Here is an 18,714-nt window from a genome sequence, read left to right on the forward strand (position 1 = left end):
CCTCGAAGAATCGAGCATTCCCTGCATGCTTTTTGCGCATCCGAGTGAGGTTCCTCACCCTTTTTCATTAGCTATTCCGAAAGGTCCGGTGTCCCAACAGGACCAGCAGACCCAAGACAATCTCGGCAACGCCCAGAAAAATCACGACGCCGAGACTCCCGTGACCCACGGCCAACAGAAGGCTCTTACCGGTCCCCGTGACGGTCGCGACCGCCAACGGCAACCCCACGATCCAACCTAAGGCACCCAGGATTGCGGTCAACAAGCCACCCAAGGCCAGCCCCGGTCCGAGGCTCCCCAGAAAATGGTGGACCCCAATCGCGTAAATCATCGTCACGACCAATAACAAGCCGACCCCAATCATGATCCACTGATTGAGCCGCATGGCCTGCTGAAGCTTCCCGGCCGCCGTCTGCATCGCCGTGGTCCCAAAGGCCTGGTCAACCAACTTCTGGGCCCGCTTGGTCAACGACTGGGTCAGCGTGGTGCTGGCCGTCGTTCCCATACTGCTGGCCTGCGCACTGATGGCGTTGGCCAGGTCCGTCGAATCCACGGTCGTGGTCTGCTGACCGTATATCTGCCGGATGCCCTGCGCCAGGTACGGCTGTACCAGACTCGTGGTCACCGGGTCGCCGGTAATGCCGATGTCACTCAACTCGTTGTTCAAGCGGTTGATGACCTTTTCGCCCACCGTCGAGCGGGAGACCACGCCCGCGGTGTACGTGGCGTTAAACGCCGTGAACTTTAACCCGACCGTTAGCGTCAACAGGGCCACTAACAGGCCGACCCAGCGCGCCAGTGCGGGCCGGCGGCGGTAGGTCTTAGGGGCTTGCGGCTGTTCTTGGGGCTCCCGGTCTGCGGAATGGTAACGTTCCATTCGACTATTGGCACTCACAAAAAGCCACCTCTCTCCTCTTTCGTTGCCTATTATTGTAGCACAGCTGGCTAGCCAAAAGTTTAAGGGGGACTTAAGTTATTTCCCGGTAAGCCCGGCCGCCCGTGACGGCTTCCGCCACGGAAAAAATGCCCGTCGACCCCAAAAAGGGCCCGGGATTTCTCCCAGGCCCTTCCGCACGCCACCAGACGGCGCTGCTTCGGTTTTACTTCGTCGAACTCCGCTTCATCAAGCCGTATGGCAGGATGACCGTGTTTTCGTCGACCGTTTCGTTGTTCATCAACTTGGTCAGTAACCGCATCGCCACGGCCCCAATATCGTACAGGGGTTGCGTGATCGAACTCATCTTTGGCCGAACCAATTCGGTCAGCTTGGTGTCGTTACTGGTGATGACCTCGAACGTGTCCGGCACGGCCACGTTGGCGTCCGTCAAGCCGTTCATGACGCCCGCTGCCAATTCGTCGTCCCCGACAAAGGCCGCGGTTGCACCGGCAGCGGTCAGGGCTGGTTCTAGCGCCTGGCCCGCCTTATAGGTGTAGTCGGTCTCAAAGATCAACTTGTCGTCAAAGGCAATGTTGGCATCCTTCAAGGCCTTCTTGTACCCCTTCAACCGGTAGTCATGGTTAATCGCTTCGTCCATGGGACCCGAAACGAAGGCGATTTTTTGGTTGCCATGATCGATCAGGTTCTTAACGGCTTCCGCAACGGCAGCAACGTAATCGATGTTGACACTTGGTTGCGACTTTTCGTCGTCCACGGAACCGGCCAAGACGATGGGCGCCTTGGAGCGCTTGAATTCTTCGCGCAACTCGGGGGTGACCCGGTTACCCATGAAGATGATCCCATCGACCTGCTTAGCCATTAAGGTGTTCAGGACCTGGACCTCTTTTCCGCCGTTTTCGTCGGAGTTGGTCAGGATGATGTTGTATTTGTACATCATCGCGATATCATCGATTCCCCGTGCTAATGACGCAAAATACTCGTTGGTGACGTCGGGGATGATAACCCCCACGGTCGTGGTCTTCTTGCTAGCCAGTCCTCGTGCGACGGCGTTGGGCCGGTAGTCTAACCGGTCGATGACCTCAAGCACCTTTTTCCGTGTAGCTGGTTTAACGTTTGGATTCCCGTTAACCACCCGCGAAACGGTGGCCATCGAGACCGCGGCTTCCCGTGCCACATCGTAAATCGTTACTGTTTGTTTTTCCATTGCGATAGCCCTTTCTTCCATGATTTAAGTTGTTTTCATTCGTTTTCATGCGACCTGACAAGTATACAGAACCGCAGTTCCTTGCGCAAGACTGAAAACGCTTTCATATCAAAGAATACCCTAATTTCATGGAATTTTCAAGCCTCATGTCCGACTATGCTATAATATGTCTATCTTTTTAAGGGGTGATTAAATGTCAAAACTCGAACAAATTCAACAATGGACCGCCGAACACCACGCTAGCCTCACCTACCTGAGCAACCCGAAAACCATTCAATACCTCACCGGTTTTGGGAGCGACCCCATCGAACGGGTCCTGGCGTTAGTGATTTTCCCGGACCAAGATCCCTTCATCTTCGCACCCGCACTCGAGGTTGAGGTCATCAAGGCGACTGGGTGGCAATACCCGGTCATTGGTTACCTAGACCACGAAGACCCGTGGGCCATGATTGGTGACCAGATCAAGCGCCGGCACGTGACGCCCGGTCGGATTGCTCTCGAAAAGGGGCAATTGCAGGTTGCCCGGATGGAAGCCCTCGCCGCACAATTCACCGACCCGACCTTTGATCTCGACATCACCAGCTTCATCGAGCACATGCGCCTGATCAAGTCGGCCGACGAGATCAAGAAGTTGGAAATCGCCGGGAAATGGGACGACTTCGCCTTCGAACACGGATTTGCCGCCGTTCAAGCGGGCAAGACGGAGGAATCCGCCGTGGCCGAACTGCAATACGCGTTAATGAAGGAAGGCATCATGGAGATGTCCTTCGGGAGTCTGGTCCAGGCCGGCGCCCACGCCGCAGAACCCCACGGGGCCACGAACGACACCAAGTTCGCCAACAACGAACTCGTGCTGTTCGACCTCGGAACGGTCTACGACGGGTACATCAGTGACGCCTCCCGGACCGTAGCCCTGGGAACCCCGACGGCCAAGGAAAAAGAAATCTACGCCGTTTGTCTGGAAGCACAGTTAACGGCCCAAGCCGCCGTGAAACCCGGCATGACCGCCGCGGAACTCGACAAGATCGCCCGGGACATCATTACCAAGGCCGGCTACGGTGAATACTTCATTCACCGCCTCGGCCACGGTATGGGCATGAGTGACCACGAATTCCCATCCATCATGGCGGGGAACGACCTGGTCTTAGAACCCGGCATGTGCTTCTCCATCGAACCCGGTATCTACATTCCGGGTGTCGCCGGTGTCCGAATCGAGGACTGTGTCCACGTGACCGAGACCGGTTCACTGCCGTTCACGCACACCTCTAAGGAACTGACTTACGTCGGCTAATCCCGACGGCAACGCTGGCCCCCAGGGCTGCTCGTCGAATCCCCGTGATTCGGTGAGCGGCCCTGGGGGCTTTTTATGAAGTGGCTTACGCGTCGTACTAATTGATCGAAAAAACAGTGGCATTGACTAACCGTTCCATCGGCTTATATTTCCCAATAATAAACACACAACACAGCCGTCACGTTATGACGGTCATGGCTGCCATTATTAAGATTGCTGGAGAGAAGCTGGGCCCAGACCGTGAAATTGTGGTTAGTCAGCGTTCCTCAGCTGGCTTATCACAAGGCCGAGCTTCAAGACACATGTATTTTGCGTGGCTTGAAGTCGTGCCCACGGTCGTCACGGCCCAGCTGAGCGGAAGCAATCGACAGCTTCCTCCAATTTAAACAACATGCCGTGACATCCGCTGAGAAGCGGGCCCTGCCAGTCCATGAAAAAAGCCATTCCAGCAACGGAATGGCTTTTTATATAGATGATTTAAGCTTCAGAATGGTCTTCGGCGGAGTCGGTCGGGGTCGTCTCGGCGGCCGGTTCACTGGCAACCGAGTTCACCGGGGCCGTGGGCGTCTCAATGTCCGCCACTTCATCGCTGCTCAAGACGATGTCGTCATCGGCCTTGTGGTCCGCAACGGTCGCCGGGTCGTCGTCAGCCTGATAGTCGTCCGCGGCAGCGGCCTTATCCGCCAACCGGTCGTTCAAGTCTTCCTTGAAGTCGTCCAGGGCATCGGCAGCGTAGAACGCGTAGTCCACGGCACGGTCCTTTAACGCGTTACACCGGTCACGAGCTGCATCCTTCAGGGCTTCACGCTGTTCCAAATCTAAGGTGTGGTACGCGGCCACGGCCGCCCCACCTAATAATAAACCAGCTAATAATTTGTGTTTTGCCATCTTGATGACCTTCCCTTCTCTGTGCTAATCCTGGTGTTTGTGGCTCCGACTGCGGTAGAGATCAAACGCGGTCTTGCCTACCCGGGCTGCTAACGACGTTTTAGCGGTGGTCTTGACCGTATCACTTACGCGATCGGTCAGTTTACGGGTCGCCGCATTCAAATCGGAGACACTCTCGCCTAAGTCAGCGGCCGCTTGGAACACGGGATCGATCGTGGCCACCTTCTTATTGACGTCTTCCAGTAATTCATTGGCATTGGCCATAATGTTTTCCGCCTGATGACTAATGGTATCCACATCACTCGTCATCGTTTTCATTGAATGATTCAGCTCACCCAACGTTTTGTTTAATTTCATTAAGAACATCCCAATGAAGAGCACTAGAATGAGCACTGCGATTGCTGCAATCAGGCCCGCTACTTGTCCACCGGTCATGACAACCCCTCCTTGTATTCGGTTACTTACCATTAGAATAGCATTCTCGCCCCCACCGCGCAATTAAAACCCCACAACCGTTCGTGATTTTCACCACTTCGGTCCGCACACGCCCGAAAAGTCTGCTAAACTAAGGAAGTTCCTTATTCTTACCAAGGGGGGTTCGTCCGTTGACGATCCAAGCACTCGTTACCACCACCGCCACTTCTACCAAGTGGTTTCAACACTACATCCAGTCCTTTAACTGGGAATCCTTCTTTCACCTGGTCACGACCCGCTTCTTAAACCTGGTCGCCTTGACCGTGTTATTTTTTCTCATTAACCTGATTGGAAAAGCCATTTTAAGTCGCAGTTTCAAGAAATACCTGGCCAGTCGTGATCAGACCAGCAACCGGCTCCAGACCATCAGCATGCTGACCATGAACCTCTTTCACTACACCGTCCTGTTTTTCTGGGTCTACGCGTTACTTTCCACGCTGGGCGTTCCCGTGGGCACCCTGGTCGCCGGGGCCGGAATCTTCAGTCTGGCTTTAGGGCTGGGCGCTCAGGGCTTCGTCAGCGACCTGGTCACGGGGATCTCAATCTTAGTCGAGCAACAGTTTGACGTGGGGGATGCTGTGAAAATCGGTACCATCGAAGGCACCGTTACCGCCCTGGGGCTCCGGACCACGCAGGTGACTAGCGCGGACGGGACCGTCAACTACATCCCCAACCGCAACATCACCATCATTGCCAACCGGTCACGCAACAACATGCGGGCCCTGGTCAACATCCCCATCGCGACGTCGACGCCGGTCGAACAGCTGCCCGCCATCATCGAACGGGTCAACGAGCAACTGGTCCCCGCGCACCCCAGTATCATCGAAGATCCGGTGTTGACCGGCGTCGTCACCCTGCCCAGCGGTGAGCTGGTCTATCAGGTCGGCCTCATTGCCAAGAATGGCAGTCAATTCAACCTTCAAGCCACCTTTCTGACCGCCTACCTCAAGGCGATCCGCCAGGCCGGCATCACGTTGCCGACCCACGCCATGACCACCCCCAAAGCGTAGCAAGTCTTGAAAGTGCGTCGCGGGTACGTCAATCACATTATCAGACAGCTAAAAAAGGTTGAGACGCAGGTCTCAACCTTTTTTGATAGTCCATTCTCTTGTTTTGCTTACCGATTCTCGGCGGCGGGATCCAGTTCGCGGCGGGTCACCTGATACTCCCGGTCCAGGTTATGGGCCAGGTAATTGACCCGCTTGAGGATCTCCCGGCGCGTAATGATGCCCTGGAAGATCATGTCTTCCGTCACCAACGGCAGGAAGGGTTCGTCCACCAACAGGTTTAAGATTTTTTCCAACTTGGTCGGATCGTCCACCCACCGTTTGACCGGTTGCATCACGTCGGCGACCTGGACGCCACTCAATTGGTCGACCGCGGCGCCCGGGACCTTTAACAGGCTATCGGTCACGGCCGATAACGACAACAGCCCCTGTAAGTGGTCGTCCGGCGCCAACACGGGAATCCGCGTGTAGCCGACCTTGGAGAGCACCATCAAGGCGTGCTCCAGGGTGTTGGTCGCCGTGACGGTCGCCACGATGTCGGCGGGAATCACGTAACTCTTGGGGTCTTCTAGAAGCAGCTGCTCAACCGCAGCATCAATCATGAATCAGTCATCCTTTCTGGGGGCGCTCAAAGCTAAATTTCAGGCGCGTCACGGGCCGCCCATCCCGGGTATAGTACTGCACCAGCCATTGTTCCGGCGTCACGGTCACCAGCGCACAGGTGCCACCTAGGGTGCGAAATTCACCGCGGGGTTGGCTAATACTGCCGGGATTTAAGTATAACCGGCCACCGGTCATCTCGACCGCCAGCTCGTGGGTGTGACCGAAGAAGACGGCGTCGGCCTGGACCGCCTCGGCGTGCAGCTGCAGCTTCGTCAAGTCCCAGTGCACGGCGTCGCGGTGGCCGTGGGTCAACAGGACCTGTGCCCCATCGATCTTAGGCGTGAGTGCCAACGGAAAGCCGTCGTCGATGTCCATGTTTCCCCGGACAACGTAGGTATTCGGGGCCAAGAACCAGGGGTCATCGGCGGTCATCTCGGAATCCCCGCAATGAAAGGTCACGTCCGGCCGCAGCTTCCGGCGGAGGTCCGGTAAGATCTCCCGGTCACCGTGGTTATCACTGATCACTAGCCAACGTGCCATGCTTACGCCCCCCACCATTCATCGAACTTGGTCAACATCTCCGCCGTGGCCCGGGCCCGGTGGCTGATCTGATTCTTACGGGCCAGCGGCATTTCCGCAAAGGTCTGCTGCTCGGCCGGCACGTAAAAGAGCGGATCGTACCCGAACCCATCATCCCCGCGGGGGGCCGTCAGGATCGTGCCCTGAATTTCCCCCGTCGTAATCAGTTCCTGACCGTTCGGCTTCACCAGGACCAACGACGTGTGAAACCGCGCCGTTCGGTCGGCAGCCGGAACACCGGTCAGGTTGGCCAACAGCTTGGCCTTGTTCTTGGCGTCGTCGTGGTCCCCGGCATACCGGGCGGAGTAGATGCCCGGTTCACCGTTCAGGGCGTCCACCATCAGCCCCGAATCATCCGCTAAGACGGGAAGTTGGGTCGCCTGGGCGACCGTGGTGGCCTTCAGCTGGGCGTTTTCGGTAAACGTCGTGCCGGTCTCCGGAATCGCCGGTAACGCGGGAAAATCGGCGAGGGTCTTGACCGTAATGCCTTTGGGTTCGAAGATGGCGCGAAACTCCCGGGCCTTCCCGGGGTTCGACGTTGCAATGACTAGGATTTCTTCCATGATGACGATTCCTCCAATGTGGCCTGTTCTAAGGTGGCGAGGCTGACGGGCTGAGCCGGTAACACCGGTGCCGTCAACCAGGCCTGCGCTAACGTATCAAATTGGGCGGGATCCCCGGTCGTATAGGTCACCGTGGCCGGGTGTAAGACCCCCGTATCGTTGGCCTGTCCCGCGTAATCCAGCAACGCGGTGACCATTTCTGCCGTAGCGGTCCCGGGATCGACCAGGGTCACGTCCGGTCCCAGTGCGGCCTGAATGGCTGCCCGCAGAAGCGGAAAATGGGTGCACCCCATCACCAGGGTATCGATGTCCTGGTGCTTGAACGGTGCCAGGCCCCGCGCCACCGCGGCGAAGGCCTGTGGCGACGTCAGGTCGTTGTGCTCGACCAGCTTCACAAAGTCCGGCGTGGCTAAGCTCACCACGGTATCGCCGGGGGCCAACGCCTGAATCTGGTGGCGGTACTGGTCACTCTTGACGGTCCCCTGCGTGGCGATGACCCCGATGCGGTGCCGCCGCGTCGCTTGAACCGCGCTGCGGGCCCCCGGGACGATCACTCCCACGACCGGAATCTTGACCCGTTGCCGCAGGGCGGGCAAGGCCGCCGCCGTTGCCGTGTTGCACGCAATGACGAACAACTTGATCTGGTGCCGACGTTCCAGGAAGGCTTCGATTTGTTGGGTAAACTGCGCAACTTCCTGTGGCGACCGGGGGCCATAGGGAAGCCGCCCCTGGTCACCCAGATACACCGTCTCTTCGGTGGGTAACAACCGTTGAATCTCTCTTAAAACCGTTAAGCCGCCAACCCCTGAATCCATTAATCCAATCGGATGATTTTGCATGACTCAACGCTCCTTCGTTCTTTTCTTGAATCTATATTATCGCCTTTTTTTGAACCGGTTTCAAGTTTCGCCCCACTGTCCGGACGGTTTCGCCATAAGAAAACCTAAAATTTCCCCCACACACCATGTGACAAAAAATTTACGGTATAATAGCAAAGAGGTTACATTCAGGTCATGAATTCAAACGAAGGAGTCAACCATCGTGAAAAACTTATATCAAACCGTCATGAGCGACGCTGCGGGCGCGCCCTACTTTCCCCAACTCTTATTCCGTGACGCCCTGCTGCCCGAACTGCTCGGCGATGACAAGGGCGCCATCGGCTACTGGGCGGGCAAGGCGCTTGCCCGTAAGTTCCCGTTAGCCAATCCCAAAGACGCCGCGGTCTTTTTTCAACAAGCCGGTTTCGGGACCCTCACCCTGCTCAAGCAGAGTGCCGAGATGACCCGCTGGCAGCTTAGCGGTGAGCCCGTTGCCCTGCGCAAGCGCCTCGACAGCACCCCCGACTTTACGTTAGAGGCGGGCTTCTTGGCCGAGATGATGGCTCAGCAGCTCGGGGTCACCGCCGAAGCGGAACTGGTCGACACGACCCGCAAGTTGCGGAGTCAGGCCGTGACCTTCGACGTCTACACCGACCCGGACGACACGGTCCCCAACTACGACGCCCCGGAACCCCTCAAGATCGTCGGGGCACCCGCGGCCGATACACCTGAGGAATAACAAATTTTTAAAAAAAGGGATTTCCGTTAACGATTTAGCGGAAATCCCTTTTTGCGACCCATCCCTTAAGCCAGGTATTGGTCTAAAATCTTCTTCAATTGTTCCTTGGAGTGGTAACCCACGATGGAGTCGACCACTTCGCCGTCCTTCTTCACGAGTAACGTTGGGATACTCATGATACCGAAGGATTGTGGGGTGTTCGGGTTCGCGTCGACGTCCATCTTGTTGAACGTCACTTGATCGCCCATCTCATCGGCTAATTGTTCAACCACTGGTGATTGCATCCGACAAGGACCGCACCACGTTGCCCAAAAATCGGTCAGAGTGACACCCTTGGCAGTGTCTTGTTCAAAGGTCTTATCAGTTGTTTCGGTAACCATTATTCTGCCTCCCTATCAAATTCTCACTGAACTACCAGCAGCTTTCGTTGCCGTCTGATAATAGTCTACCAGACTATCGCAAAAAGACAACAAAATTGCTTACAATTAATTAGTTAATACACATCCTACTAGTTGAAATCAGCGAAAATGGTCGATTACTTCCGCTCAGCTGAGCCGTGACGACCGTGGTCACGACTTCGAGCCACGTAAGAAACGCGCGTCTTGAAGCTCGACCTTGTGGTAAATCAGCTACTTGAACCGCACGACGGTCGACCCATCGCCCCCCGCGTTGGCGGGAGAGAAGCCGAAGCTCTTGATCCGGTTATTGCGCTTCAGGTACTCGGTGACCCCTTTTCGCAACGCCCCGGTCCCCTTACCGTGAATGATCGTCACGGACGGGTAACCCGCGAGCAAGGCGGAGTCGATATAGCGGTCGACCTCGGCCATGGCCTCCTCGTACCGGTGACCCCGCAGGTCCAAGGTCGGCGACATCCCACTCGACCCGGTCCGTTGAATCGACGCCCGCGGCTGCTTGCGCGACTTCGCGGGATCGGCGGCCTTTTCCAGGTCGGTGGTGGCGATTTTCATCTTCAGGATACCCAGCTGGACCTCCCAGTGACTATCGTCGAGCTGTTGCATCAGTACCCCGGTCTGCCCATAGGACTTGACCAGGACGCTGTCGCCCTTCTTAAACGTGTGCTTGGCCTTTTCCCGCCGCAAGACCCGGTTCTTCTTCAACCCGGTATCCTGCTGAATGGCGTTCAACGCCCCCTGAGCCGCGATCAGCTCGTCTTCCTTGACCACGCTCTTACCCGCGTCGAGTTGCTTCTTGCGCAGGTCGGCGATGATCTGGTTGGCCCGTTTGCGGGACTCATCGACTAAGCGGTTGGCCTGCTGCTTGGCGTCCAGCATCAATTGGTCCTTCTGGTGCTGGTACTGGTCAAACTGCTTCTGTAGGCTGCTGTGCAACTCGGTGGCCTCCTGCAACTCGTCGTGCAGGCTGGCCGCGTCGGCATCGGCCTGGCGCTTCTGCTCGGTCAGATCGGCAATCATGGCGTTTAAGTCCTGACTGTCCTGGTCCGTTAAGCCCCGCGCCGCTGCGACGACCGTTGCCGGCATCCCTAACCGCGCGGCAATGTCGAAGGCATTACTGCGACCGGGAATCCCGATCAACAACCGATACGTTGGTTGCAGGGTCTGCGCGTCGAACTCCATGCTGGCGTTGATGGTCTCCGGCCGGTTATACCCGTAGGCCTTCAGCTCTGGGTAGTGGGTCGAGACCATCACGTAACTCCCCAGGGTCCCAATCTGGTCCAGGATGGCGATGGCCAACGCCGCCCCTTCCTGGGGATCCGTTCCGGCGCCCAGTTCATCGATGACGATCAGGCTGTGTTCATCGGCCTGTTTCAGAATCGCCACGATATTTTCCATGTGCCCGGAGAAGGTACTCAGGCTCTGCTCGATCGACTGTTCATCCCCGATGTCGGCAAAAATGTCGTCGAACACGCCAATCACACTGTTTTCGTTGGCCGGGATAAACAACCCGGACTGTCCCATTAGTTGGACCAGGGCCAGTGTCTTCAACGTGATGGTCTTCCCACCGGTGTTGGGCCCCGTGACCACGATGGTCTTGTAGTCCTGCCCGATGGCGATATCGTTAGCCACGACCTTCTTGGGGTCGATCAGCGGGTGCCGGGCCTGCCGCAGGTTCACCGCGTTGTCGCGGGACAACTTGGGTTCGGTGGCGTGCAGTTGGTGGGCATACCGCGCCTTGGCGTTGATAAAGTCGAGGTGGCCTAAGATCTGGGCGTTGCGCAGGATCTCGTCTTGGTACGGCGTCAACAGGGCCGTCAGTTCGGCCAAGATGCGCTGTTCCTCGTGCCGTTCATCCATCTGCGCCTGCCGCAGGCGGTTGTTCAAGCCCACCACGGCTTGGGGTTCGATGAACAGGGTCTGCCCACTGGCACTTTGGTCGTGGACGATGCCGCCGAAGTGTTGCTTATACTCCGAGCGAACCGGTAACACGTACCGGTCGTCCCGAATCGTGACGATGGTCTCGCTCAGATACTTGGCGTCCTTGCCCCGGGTATACTGATCCATGGTTTGGCGAATCGCCGCCGCGGTCTGGGTGATGTGTTGCCGAATCTGGCGCAATTCGGGTGAGGCGTCATCCGTCAGATGGCCGTCCCCCTCGAGTGACGTCCGTAAACGTCGGGTCACGTCGGGCAGCGTCACGAGTTCGTGCACTTCCCGGTCAAGTTGCCGCATCGTGACTTCTTTATCGGCCAATTGGTCGAAGAACTTGACCACGGCACTGGTCGTCCACAGGACCCGACTGATCTGGGCCAATTCCAGCCCATTCAAGACGGCCTCCAGGGCCAGCCGCTTCAGGTGCGGGCGAATGTCGTCCAGTTGGGGCAACGGAATGCCGCTCTCCAACCGATAAATGTCAGCGCCGTCCTGGGTCTCGTCCAACCACCGTTGCAGTTTTTCCGGATTGGCGGTCGGTTGTAGCCGGGACAACTCGTGTTGCCCGGCTGCCGACACCAGATAGCCCCGAATGGCCTGCTTGATCCGCTCATATTCCATGATGGACAGTGTTTTCTGGTTCATGCTTGCTCCTTTCTCACAGCCAACCTAATGTCCGTTCAACCACCAGTGCATGACCTGCTTCGACAGGACGGGGGTCTGTTTGACCACCCACTGGGCCACGGTTGAGGACTGATAGGTCCGCTGAAAGCTCGTACTTGGTAACAAAATTAATAGGTTTAAGATTAAAAAAATAATCAGGTAGCGAATGGCCAAGTTGATCAGGCCGCCCGCCAAAGAATTAACCTGGTGAATGACTGGTAACCAGGTCACCCGGTTCAGCCCGTAAGCCACCCGGCGCACCACGAAGTAGCCCACCGTCAAGATGGCCGAAAACGCGAGCCCGTTCAGAAAAAAAGAACTGCTCTGACTGGCGGCGACGGTGCTCACCGAACTATCGAGGGACAGATTGCCCACAAATTGCCCCAGGCCACTGGCCAGCGGACGCGCACCCAAGCGGGCCACTAACCAGACCGCCAGGTAGCCGACCGTCAACAGCACCTGGAGCACCAAGCCCCGCCGGTAGCCCCGGTGAAAGCCCAGCCAAAGGACCAGGAGAATGCCCAAACTCAGCAGCATGCCTAGTGCTCCTGGTCCGTAGTTGCCGGTGAGTCCGACTCGTCATCGGTCGGCTTGGGTTGCGCCGCCGCCATTTTCAGCTGGTCCGAGATGGCGTTAAAGGCCATCAAGACGGCCGCGTCTTCCTTGCTCAACTGCGGTGAAAGTTGTTTTAATTGGGTATATTGTTGATTCAGAACCTCCGTGACCGCCTGCATGTGGGCATCCGTTGCCTGACCCACAATCGTATAGGTCTTGCCGGCAATTACGGCCTTAAATCGGTGTGTCTGTTCCGTCATGTCATGATTCCCCCTATTTTTCCACAATGTCTTATTTTACCATTAATCCCCCGTGGGGAGTAGTTTCCACCCCCGGTTTTGCCGGGCCACCGAAAGTTGGTCACAAACAAAAAGAGCCCAGGACAGTTGTCCCAGACTCCTTCGGTAATCCTTACTTTTTACCCGCGTTCGGATCAACCGTACCGTCCGCTAAGAACGTGTTCAAAACGGATTCGATCATGTCCCATTCTTCGTCGGATTCGATCAGTTGCAGATCGCCACCGGATGGGTTGGCCGGATCATCATCCTCTGGTAAAGCGTACGCTTGAATGTCGACTTCTTCGTCGTCACTCTTGCCGGATGGGTAAATCAAGATGTAAGACTTACCAAAATCGTCGGATTCAAAGGTAAATAACACATCGTACAACTCTTCGTTGCCGTTTTCATCAACTAAAGTAATTTGTTCTTGGTCTTCGTTCATGGGAAACCTCACTTTTCTCGGGTTAACTTACCGTGCCGATCTAAATAGTTCTGCAGGATTAACCCAGCTGCTAATTTGTCAATGACACGCTTGCGTTTCCGCCGTGACGTGTCAGCTTGTTCCACTAACATACGCTCCGCTTCAACCGTTGTCAACCGTTCATCTTCGAAGTCAACGGGTAAATGAAACCGATCCGTCAGCATTTGACCGTATCGTTGCGAAGCGGCGACCCGGGGGCCAAGCGTATTATTCATATTCTTGGGAAGCCCGACCACGAACCCGTCAACGTCGTGCTCTTTGACCAGCTCCGCGACCCGGTCGAGTCCGAATACTTCTGCCTCTTCATCAATCGGGATAATCTCGACCCCTTGCGCCGTCCACCCGAGGGCGTCGCTGATTGCGATACCCACGGTCCGTGAACCCACGTCTAATCCCATTAACTTCATGATGGTTTCACCGGTCCGTTCTGATTCAAGTAGAACCGCACGAGCTCTTCAATGATCTCGTCCCGTTCGTGCTTGCGAATTAAATTCCGCGCATCATTGATTCGCGGGATGTACGCAGGATCGCCCGATAGCAGGTACCCGACAATCTGATTGATTGGGTTATAACCCTTTTCTTCTAGTGCTTGATAGACCGTAACCAGTGTATCGTGCACGTCCTTTGGTTGGTTAGCCCCAAAGTCAAAATACATCGTTTTGTCTAATGAACTCACTATATAACACCCCCGCACTTCCTCACTTAGTCTCAATTTTACTCGATTGACTCGCAAACTACAACGACCGAAAGGCGATGTAATCTTTTCGTAATACGAAACGTGGTCAATTATTTAATGACTGGTAAAACCGGTGTCGGCCCGTCATCACCGACCATTTCTATCCTAACGCACCCCGAAACGGATTTCAAAAATCGCGATTGATGAATGAAATCAGTGGCAGCTGCCGGTGGCTTCCGTTCAGCTGGGCCGTGACGATCGTTTTTAGAAGCGCTCACTTCTCTAAAAAATCGGCTCATTTACCAACCGCCACAGCACCTAAAAAGGGATTCGGAACAGACCGTCCCGAATCCCCATACTTGATTGAAATTAAGCTTGTTCCGTTAACCAGTCGTTGGCTGCGGTCATGGCATCTGGTAAGCCCGCGGGGTTCTTCCCACCGGCTTGGGCCAGGTTCGGCCGACCGCCACCACCACCGTTGATCTTCGGTGCAATGGCCTTGATCAGGTCACCGGCCTTGACCTGCTTTTGCTTGTCCGCACTCACGGCCACGATCAGGTTCGCCTTGCCGTTGACTTCGGCCCCCAAGACCAGCACGTCGGACAACGCCTTTTCCCGCCAAGTGTCGGCTAAGGCCCGGAGTTGGTCCATCTTCGACACCTGAACGGTCCCGCTGATCAAACTGTAGTTCCCGGCTTGCGCCACGTGGTCGAAGACGGCGCCGGCCTGTTCGCCGGCCAGCTTGCCTTCCAAGGTGGCCTGCTTCTGTTGCAGTTCCTTGACCTGAGCTTGTAAGGCTTGCACCTTACCCTCAACGTCGGCAATCTGGGTGACCTTCAAGTCAGCCGCGACCGCGTTCAAGATGTTGTTGTGGTCGTTCAGGTACCGGTAAGCGGCCCCCGACGTGACGGCTTCGATCCGCCGCACACCGGCACCGACCCCGGTTTCTGAAGTGATCTTGAACAGACCGATTTCGTTGGTGTTCTTCACGTGGTTCCCACCACAGAATTCGGTGACGAAATCGCCGGCGCTCACGACCCGCACGGTCTTCCCGTACTTTTCGCTGAACAAGGCGATGGCGCCCATCTTCTTGGCGCTTTCGATGTCCGTGACTACCGTCGTGACCGGCAGTTCGGCAAAGATCTGCTGGTTCACAATGGCTTCGGCCTTGGCGAGGTCGGCAGGGTCGACCTGTCCAAAGTGGGTAAAGTCGAACCGCAGGTAGTCGCCTTCGACCAATGACCCCGCCTGTTGCGTGTGTTCACCGAAGACGTTCCGCAATGCCTTGTCCAACAAGTGGGTCGCCGTGTGGTTCTTCTCGACCTTGCTGTGGAAGACCTGATCGACCTTCAACTCATAGCGGGTCCCCTTCTTCAAGGGTGCCACCAGGGCGAGGGTGTGCAGGTTTTGACCGTTTGGCGCGTGTTGGACGTCCGTGACGTGGGCCACGACATGGCCTTCGAGGTCGTAGATGTCCCCCTTGTCGGCCACTTGACCACCCATTTCCGCGTAGAACGGCGTGGTGTCAAACATGGCTTCGGCGGTGCCGGCAACGGCTTCGTCCGCCAATTGGTCGTCCACGACCAATTCGGTCAGGACGCTCTTGGTCGTTAACTGCGTGTACCCGACGTACTCGCTCGGCGTCTTCACGTTGATCAGCAAGTCGTGTTGCAGCCCCATGGCCTTTTGCTTCCCCCGGGCGTTCCGGGCACGGTCCTTTTGCTTTTGCATCTCGGCCTTGAACCCGTCTTGGTCCACGGAGATGCCTTGGTCGATCGCGTATTCCTGCGTCAGTTCAACTGGGAACCCGTAGGTATCGTACAGCTTGAAGGCGTCGGGACCGGCAATTTGCTTGCCGCCCGTCTTCTTCAGGTCCGCAATCAACCCGTTCAAAAGGTCGAGCCCCCCGTTCAGCGTTTCGCCGAACCGGTCTTCTTCGGACCGAACGATCTTGGCGATGTAGTCACTTTGCTTCAAAACATCGGGGTAGTACGACTGCATGATCTCACCCACGACCGGCACCAGCTGGTCCAGGAAGGCGCCCTGGATACCCAGCTTTTGACCGTTGACCACGGCCCGCCGAATCAGCCGCCGAATCACGTAGCCGCGGCCTTCGTTGCTTGGCAGGGCCCCGTCGCCAATGGCAAACGTGATGGCCCGGGCATGATCGGCAATCACCTTAAAGGAAATGTCATCTTCCTTGTCGGCGCCGTAGGTCTTCCCCGCACTCAACGCCTCGGTCTTGTGAATCAGTGGCAAGAAGAGGTCGGTCTCGAAGTTGGTCTTCGCGTTTTGGAAGATCGAAACGACCCGTTCCAACCCCATCCCGGTATCAATGTTCTTCCGGGGCAACGGCTTGTAGGAGCCATCGGGTTCATGGTTGAACTGGGAGAAGACGATGTTCCAGACTTCCAGGTACCGTTCGTTTTCCCCACCCGGGTAGTTTTCGGGATCATCGGCCGCTAAGTTGTTGAAGCTTTCGCCCCGGTCGTAGAAGATTTCGGAGTCGGGACCCGAAGGCCCTTCACCGATGTCCCAGAAGTTGTCTTCCATCGGGATGATGTGGTCGGGGGCCACCCCGGCCTTTTCCCAGAATTCCTTGGCGTCGGTATCCTTCGGGTAGACCGTCATGTACAGCTTGTCGGGATCCCAGCCGAACCAATCGGGCGACGTCAGGAGTTCCCAGGCCCAGGTGATAGCTTCCTTCTTAAAGTAATCACCCACTGAGAAGTTCCCCAGCATTTCAAACAGCGTGTGGTGCCGGGCCGTCCGACCCACGTTTTCGATATCGTTGGTCCGGATACTCTTTTGGGAACTGGTCAAGCGGGGGTTCTCGGGAACGACTTGCCCACTAAAGTACTTCTTCATCGTAGCGACCCCGGAGTTGATCCATAACAGCGACGGATCATCCTTCGGCACCAGCGACGCACTCGGTTCAATGGTGTGGCCCTTCGACTTGAAGAAGTCGAGGTACATCTGGCGAATTTGACTACTGCTTAGCTCTTTCATCTCTATTAACCTCCAAAAAAAGATAAAAACACCGTTGCCCGTAAAGACGCCGAAGCGCGGTACCACTTTACTTGCAACGATGTTTGATCGTTAACCTCTTAAACTCATAACGCTGAGTCGCGAAACACTCGAGGGAGCGCCAACTAAGTTCCCAATCGTTTTTCACAGCACCCAAAACGTTTCTGAAAGTGGAACCTTAGCGGTATATCCTCTAATTGATATTTAATTGTCCAGATAAAATTATAGGTTGCGGGGTACCGCTTGTCAATCGCTAATCCGGTTATTGATACCGGTCCGACTCACGCTTCCGCCGCTTCCGTTCGGCCCGAGCCGCCGCGCGTTGTTCGATCCGGCGCTCCTGGTCCTTCTTGGCATGAATGGCCTGCTTGATCTGGTGTTTGTACCCTGGCTTAATCTTCTTCTTTTTCTTCTTGACCATTCCGATCAGGGTCGGGTCCAGGTGTTGCGTGGACTTCCTCCGCTTGGTCCGCCGGTTACGGTCGTAAGAGTCGACGATTTCACCGTCACTGATCCGCTTGGGTTGGAAATGAATGCCCAGGGCTTCAATCTCGGCGACCTTCTTTTCTTCGCCCGGTGAGTACAGGGTGATCGCCGTTCCCGGCATCCCCTGCCGACCGGTCCGGCCGACCCGGTGAATGAAGAAGTCCAGGTCCTCCGGAATATCGTCGTTGATGACGTGGGAGACCCCTTCGATGTCGATTCCCCGGGAAGCTAGGTCGGTCGCCACCACGTACTGGAACTGCAGGTTCTTGACTTCGCGCATAACCCGCTTACGTTCCCGCGGCTTGATGCCCCCGTGAATCATGGCCACCTTCAAGCCTTGGGATTGGAGGTAGTGGTGCAGTTCTTCGACCCGCGTCTTGGTGTTGGCAAAGATCAGGACCAGGTAGGGTTCGCCCATGGTGATCAGCTGGTAGATCAGCCGGTTACGGTCCTGTCCCTTGGTCGAGATCAACCAGTTATCGATGGTGTCACTGATAATGGCACTCGCCGGAATCTCCTCGATGACGGGGTGGTTCAGATATTTCCGTAAGAATGGATTTAATTTTTGTGGAATCGTCGCCGAAAAGACCATCATCTGCAGGTTTTTAGGCATCCGGCTGGCAATCTTGTCGACCTGGTCCAGGAACCCGAGGTCTAACGTCATGTCCGCTTCGTCCACGACGAACTGCCGGGCCGTATGCACGTCCAACGCCTGGGACTGGATCAGGTCCATGACCCGCCCGGGCGTCCCGATGACCAACTGTGGTTGGTTACGTTCCAGCTTCGTCATCTGCCGTTTCTTGTCGGTCCCCCCGACGTAGTTTCCGATGCGAATCTCGAACGGCGCCTCCGCGGCCAATTGTTCGGCGGCGGTGTGAATCTGGTAGGCCAGTTCCCGGCTCGGTGTCGTGATGACGGCCTGAACCTGGTTCTCGTCGGTCAGCTGGTTAAAGATCGGCAGGAGGAACGTGTGGGTCTTCCCACTCCCGGTTTGGGATTGCCCCACCACGTCCTTGCCGGATGCGATGATGGGGATCAATTTTTCTTGGACGGCCGTCGGGTGGTAAAACCCAATTTTTTTCAAAGCCTGCATCAAAAAGTCTTGCAGGTGAAACTGTGTGAAATCTGCGGTCATT

The 18,714-nt window shown here is 56.3% G+C and carries 20 protein-coding genes; 3 read left to right on the forward strand and 17 right to left on the reverse strand.

All coding sequences use genetic code 11. The features are described from left to right. Positions 1-67: 67 nt before the first annotated feature. Together FD37_RS08930 and ccpA are read right to left on the reverse strand one after the other, a co-directional pair. Positions 68-895, reverse strand: a complete 828-nt coding sequence (locus tag FD37_RS08930) for a hypothetical protein (protein ID WP_056964905.1) — start codon at positions 893-895, stop codon at positions 68-70. A 205-nt stretch (positions 896-1,100) separates the two neighbouring features. Beyond that, complete coding sequence (gene ccpA / locus FD37_RS08935) at positions 1,101-2,102, reverse strand: catabolite control protein A (protein ID WP_045808321.1); 1,002 nt, start codon at positions 2,100-2,102, stop codon at positions 1,101-1,103. 193 nt (positions 2,103-2,295) lie between these two features. Between ccpA and FD37_RS08940 the strand changes: the two genes are divergently transcribed. Further along, positions 2,296-3,393 (forward strand): M24 family metallopeptidase, encoded by a 1,098-nt coding sequence (locus FD37_RS08940; protein WP_056964907.1) that lies wholly within the window; start codon positions 2,296-2,298, stop codon positions 3,391-3,393. A 477-nt stretch (positions 3,394-3,870) separates the two neighbouring features. Here FD37_RS08940 and FD37_RS08945 read toward each other — a convergent pair whose 3' ends face one another. Together FD37_RS08945 and FD37_RS08950 are read right to left on the reverse strand one after the other, a co-directional pair. Then, positions 3,871-4,281: a hypothetical protein gene (locus tag FD37_RS08945; protein ID WP_056964909.1), complete on the reverse strand. Its 411-nt coding sequence runs from the start codon at positions 4,279-4,281 to the stop codon at positions 3,871-3,873. Between the two features lie 24 nt (positions 4,282-4,305). Then, positions 4,306-4,716 carry a DUF948 domain-containing protein gene (locus tag FD37_RS08950; protein WP_056964912.1) on the reverse strand — a complete coding sequence of 137 codons (411 nt, stop codon included), beginning with the start codon at positions 4,714-4,716 and terminating at the stop codon, positions 4,306-4,308. Positions 4,717-4,892: 176 nt separating this feature from the next. Between FD37_RS08950 and FD37_RS08955 the strand changes: the two genes are divergently transcribed. After that, entirely contained in the window at positions 4,893-5,765 is an 873-nt protein-coding gene (locus FD37_RS08955; RefSeq protein WP_056965376.1) for a mechanosensitive ion channel family protein, read from the forward strand. 107 nt (positions 5,766-5,872) lie between these two features. Here the strand turns inward: FD37_RS08955 and cbpB are convergent, their stop codons facing one another. Genes cbpB through murI form a run of 4 tightly spaced genes read right to left on the reverse strand, consistent with a single transcriptional unit; the run spans position 5,873 to position 8,346 of the window. Continuing rightward, entirely contained in the window at positions 5,873-6,364 is a 492-nt protein-coding gene (gene cbpB / locus FD37_RS08960) for a cyclic-di-AMP-binding protein CbpB (protein ID WP_056964914.1), read from the reverse strand. A gap of 7 nt (positions 6,365-6,371) precedes the next feature. Next, positions 6,372-6,905 carry a YfcE family phosphodiesterase gene (locus FD37_RS08965; RefSeq protein WP_045808316.1) on the reverse strand — a complete coding sequence of 178 codons (534 nt, stop codon included), beginning with the start codon at positions 6,903-6,905 and terminating at the stop codon, positions 6,372-6,374. 2 nt (positions 6,906-6,907) lie between these two features. Further along, positions 6,908-7,507 carry an XTP/dITP diphosphatase gene (locus FD37_RS08970; protein ID WP_056964916.1) on the reverse strand — a complete coding sequence of 200 codons (600 nt, stop codon included), beginning with the start codon at positions 7,505-7,507 and terminating at the stop codon, positions 6,908-6,910. After that, a complete protein-coding gene (gene murI / locus FD37_RS08975; protein WP_056964918.1) occupies positions 7,492-8,346 on the reverse strand; it encodes a glutamate racemase in 855 nt (284 codons plus the stop codon). The genes FD37_RS08970 and murI overlap by 16 nt, the downstream gene beginning before the upstream one ends. A 202-nt stretch (positions 8,347-8,548) precedes the next feature. On the opposite strand from murI, the gene FD37_RS08980 reads away from it, so the two are divergent. Beyond that, positions 8,549-9,064, forward strand: a complete 516-nt coding sequence (locus FD37_RS08980) for a YslB family protein (protein WP_052957253.1) — start codon at positions 8,549-8,551, stop codon at positions 9,062-9,064. A 65-nt stretch (positions 9,065-9,129) separates the two neighbouring features. Here the strand turns inward: FD37_RS08980 and trxA are convergent, their stop codons facing one another. The 9 genes from trxA to FD37_RS09025 all read right to left on the reverse strand — a co-directional run bounded on the left by trxA (position 9,130) and on the right by FD37_RS09025 (position 18,713). Continuing rightward, positions 9,130-9,444: a thioredoxin gene (gene trxA / locus FD37_RS08985; RefSeq protein ID WP_045808313.1), complete on the reverse strand. Its 315-nt coding sequence runs from the start codon at positions 9,442-9,444 to the stop codon at positions 9,130-9,132. Between the two features lie 249 nt (positions 9,445-9,693). Continuing rightward, a complete protein-coding gene (locus FD37_RS08990; RefSeq protein WP_045808312.1) occupies positions 9,694-12,057 on the reverse strand; it encodes an endonuclease MutS2 in 2,364 nt (787 codons plus the stop codon). 24 nt (positions 12,058-12,081) lie between these two features. Next, positions 12,082-12,612 (reverse strand): CvpA family protein, encoded by a 531-nt coding sequence (locus FD37_RS08995; protein ID WP_045808311.1) that lies wholly within the window; start codon positions 12,610-12,612, stop codon positions 12,082-12,084. 2 nt (positions 12,613-12,614) lie between these two features. Continuing rightward, positions 12,615-12,890 (reverse strand): cell division protein ZapA, encoded by a 276-nt coding sequence (locus FD37_RS09000; RefSeq protein ID WP_045808310.1) that lies wholly within the window; start codon positions 12,888-12,890, stop codon positions 12,615-12,617. A gap of 151 nt (positions 12,891-13,041) precedes the next feature. Continuing rightward, a complete protein-coding gene (locus FD37_RS09005; protein WP_045808309.1) occupies positions 13,042-13,350 on the reverse strand; it encodes a DUF1292 domain-containing protein in 309 nt (102 codons plus the stop codon). An 8-nt stretch (positions 13,351-13,358) separates the two neighbouring features. Beyond that, the gene (gene ruvX / locus FD37_RS09010; protein ID WP_045808308.1) at positions 13,359-13,796 is read right to left on the reverse strand and encodes a Holliday junction resolvase RuvX; all 438 of its coding nucleotides are present in this window, start codon (positions 13,794-13,796) and stop codon (positions 13,359-13,361) included. Next, complete coding sequence (locus FD37_RS09015) at positions 13,793-14,065, reverse strand: IreB family regulatory phosphoprotein (RefSeq protein ID WP_024746979.1); 273 nt, start codon at positions 14,063-14,065, stop codon at positions 13,793-13,795. The genes ruvX and FD37_RS09015 overlap by 4 nt, the downstream gene beginning before the upstream one ends. Positions 14,066-14,434: 369 nt before the next feature. Continuing rightward, entirely contained in the window at positions 14,435-17,074 is a 2,640-nt protein-coding gene (gene alaS, locus FD37_RS09020) for an alanine--tRNA ligase (RefSeq protein ID WP_045808307.1), read from the reverse strand. 280 nt (positions 17,075-17,354) lie between these two features. Beyond that, complete coding sequence (locus FD37_RS09025; protein ID WP_056964920.1) at positions 17,355-18,713, reverse strand: DEAD/DEAH box helicase; 1,359 nt, start codon at positions 18,711-18,713, stop codon at positions 17,355-17,357. Position 18,714: the final 1 nt, after the last annotated feature.

Origin of the sequence: Levilactobacillus spicheri DSM 15429, assembly GCF_001435095.1 — a bacterium.
GTDB lineage: Bacteria > Bacillota > Bacilli > Lactobacillales > Lactobacillaceae > Levilactobacillus > Levilactobacillus spicheri.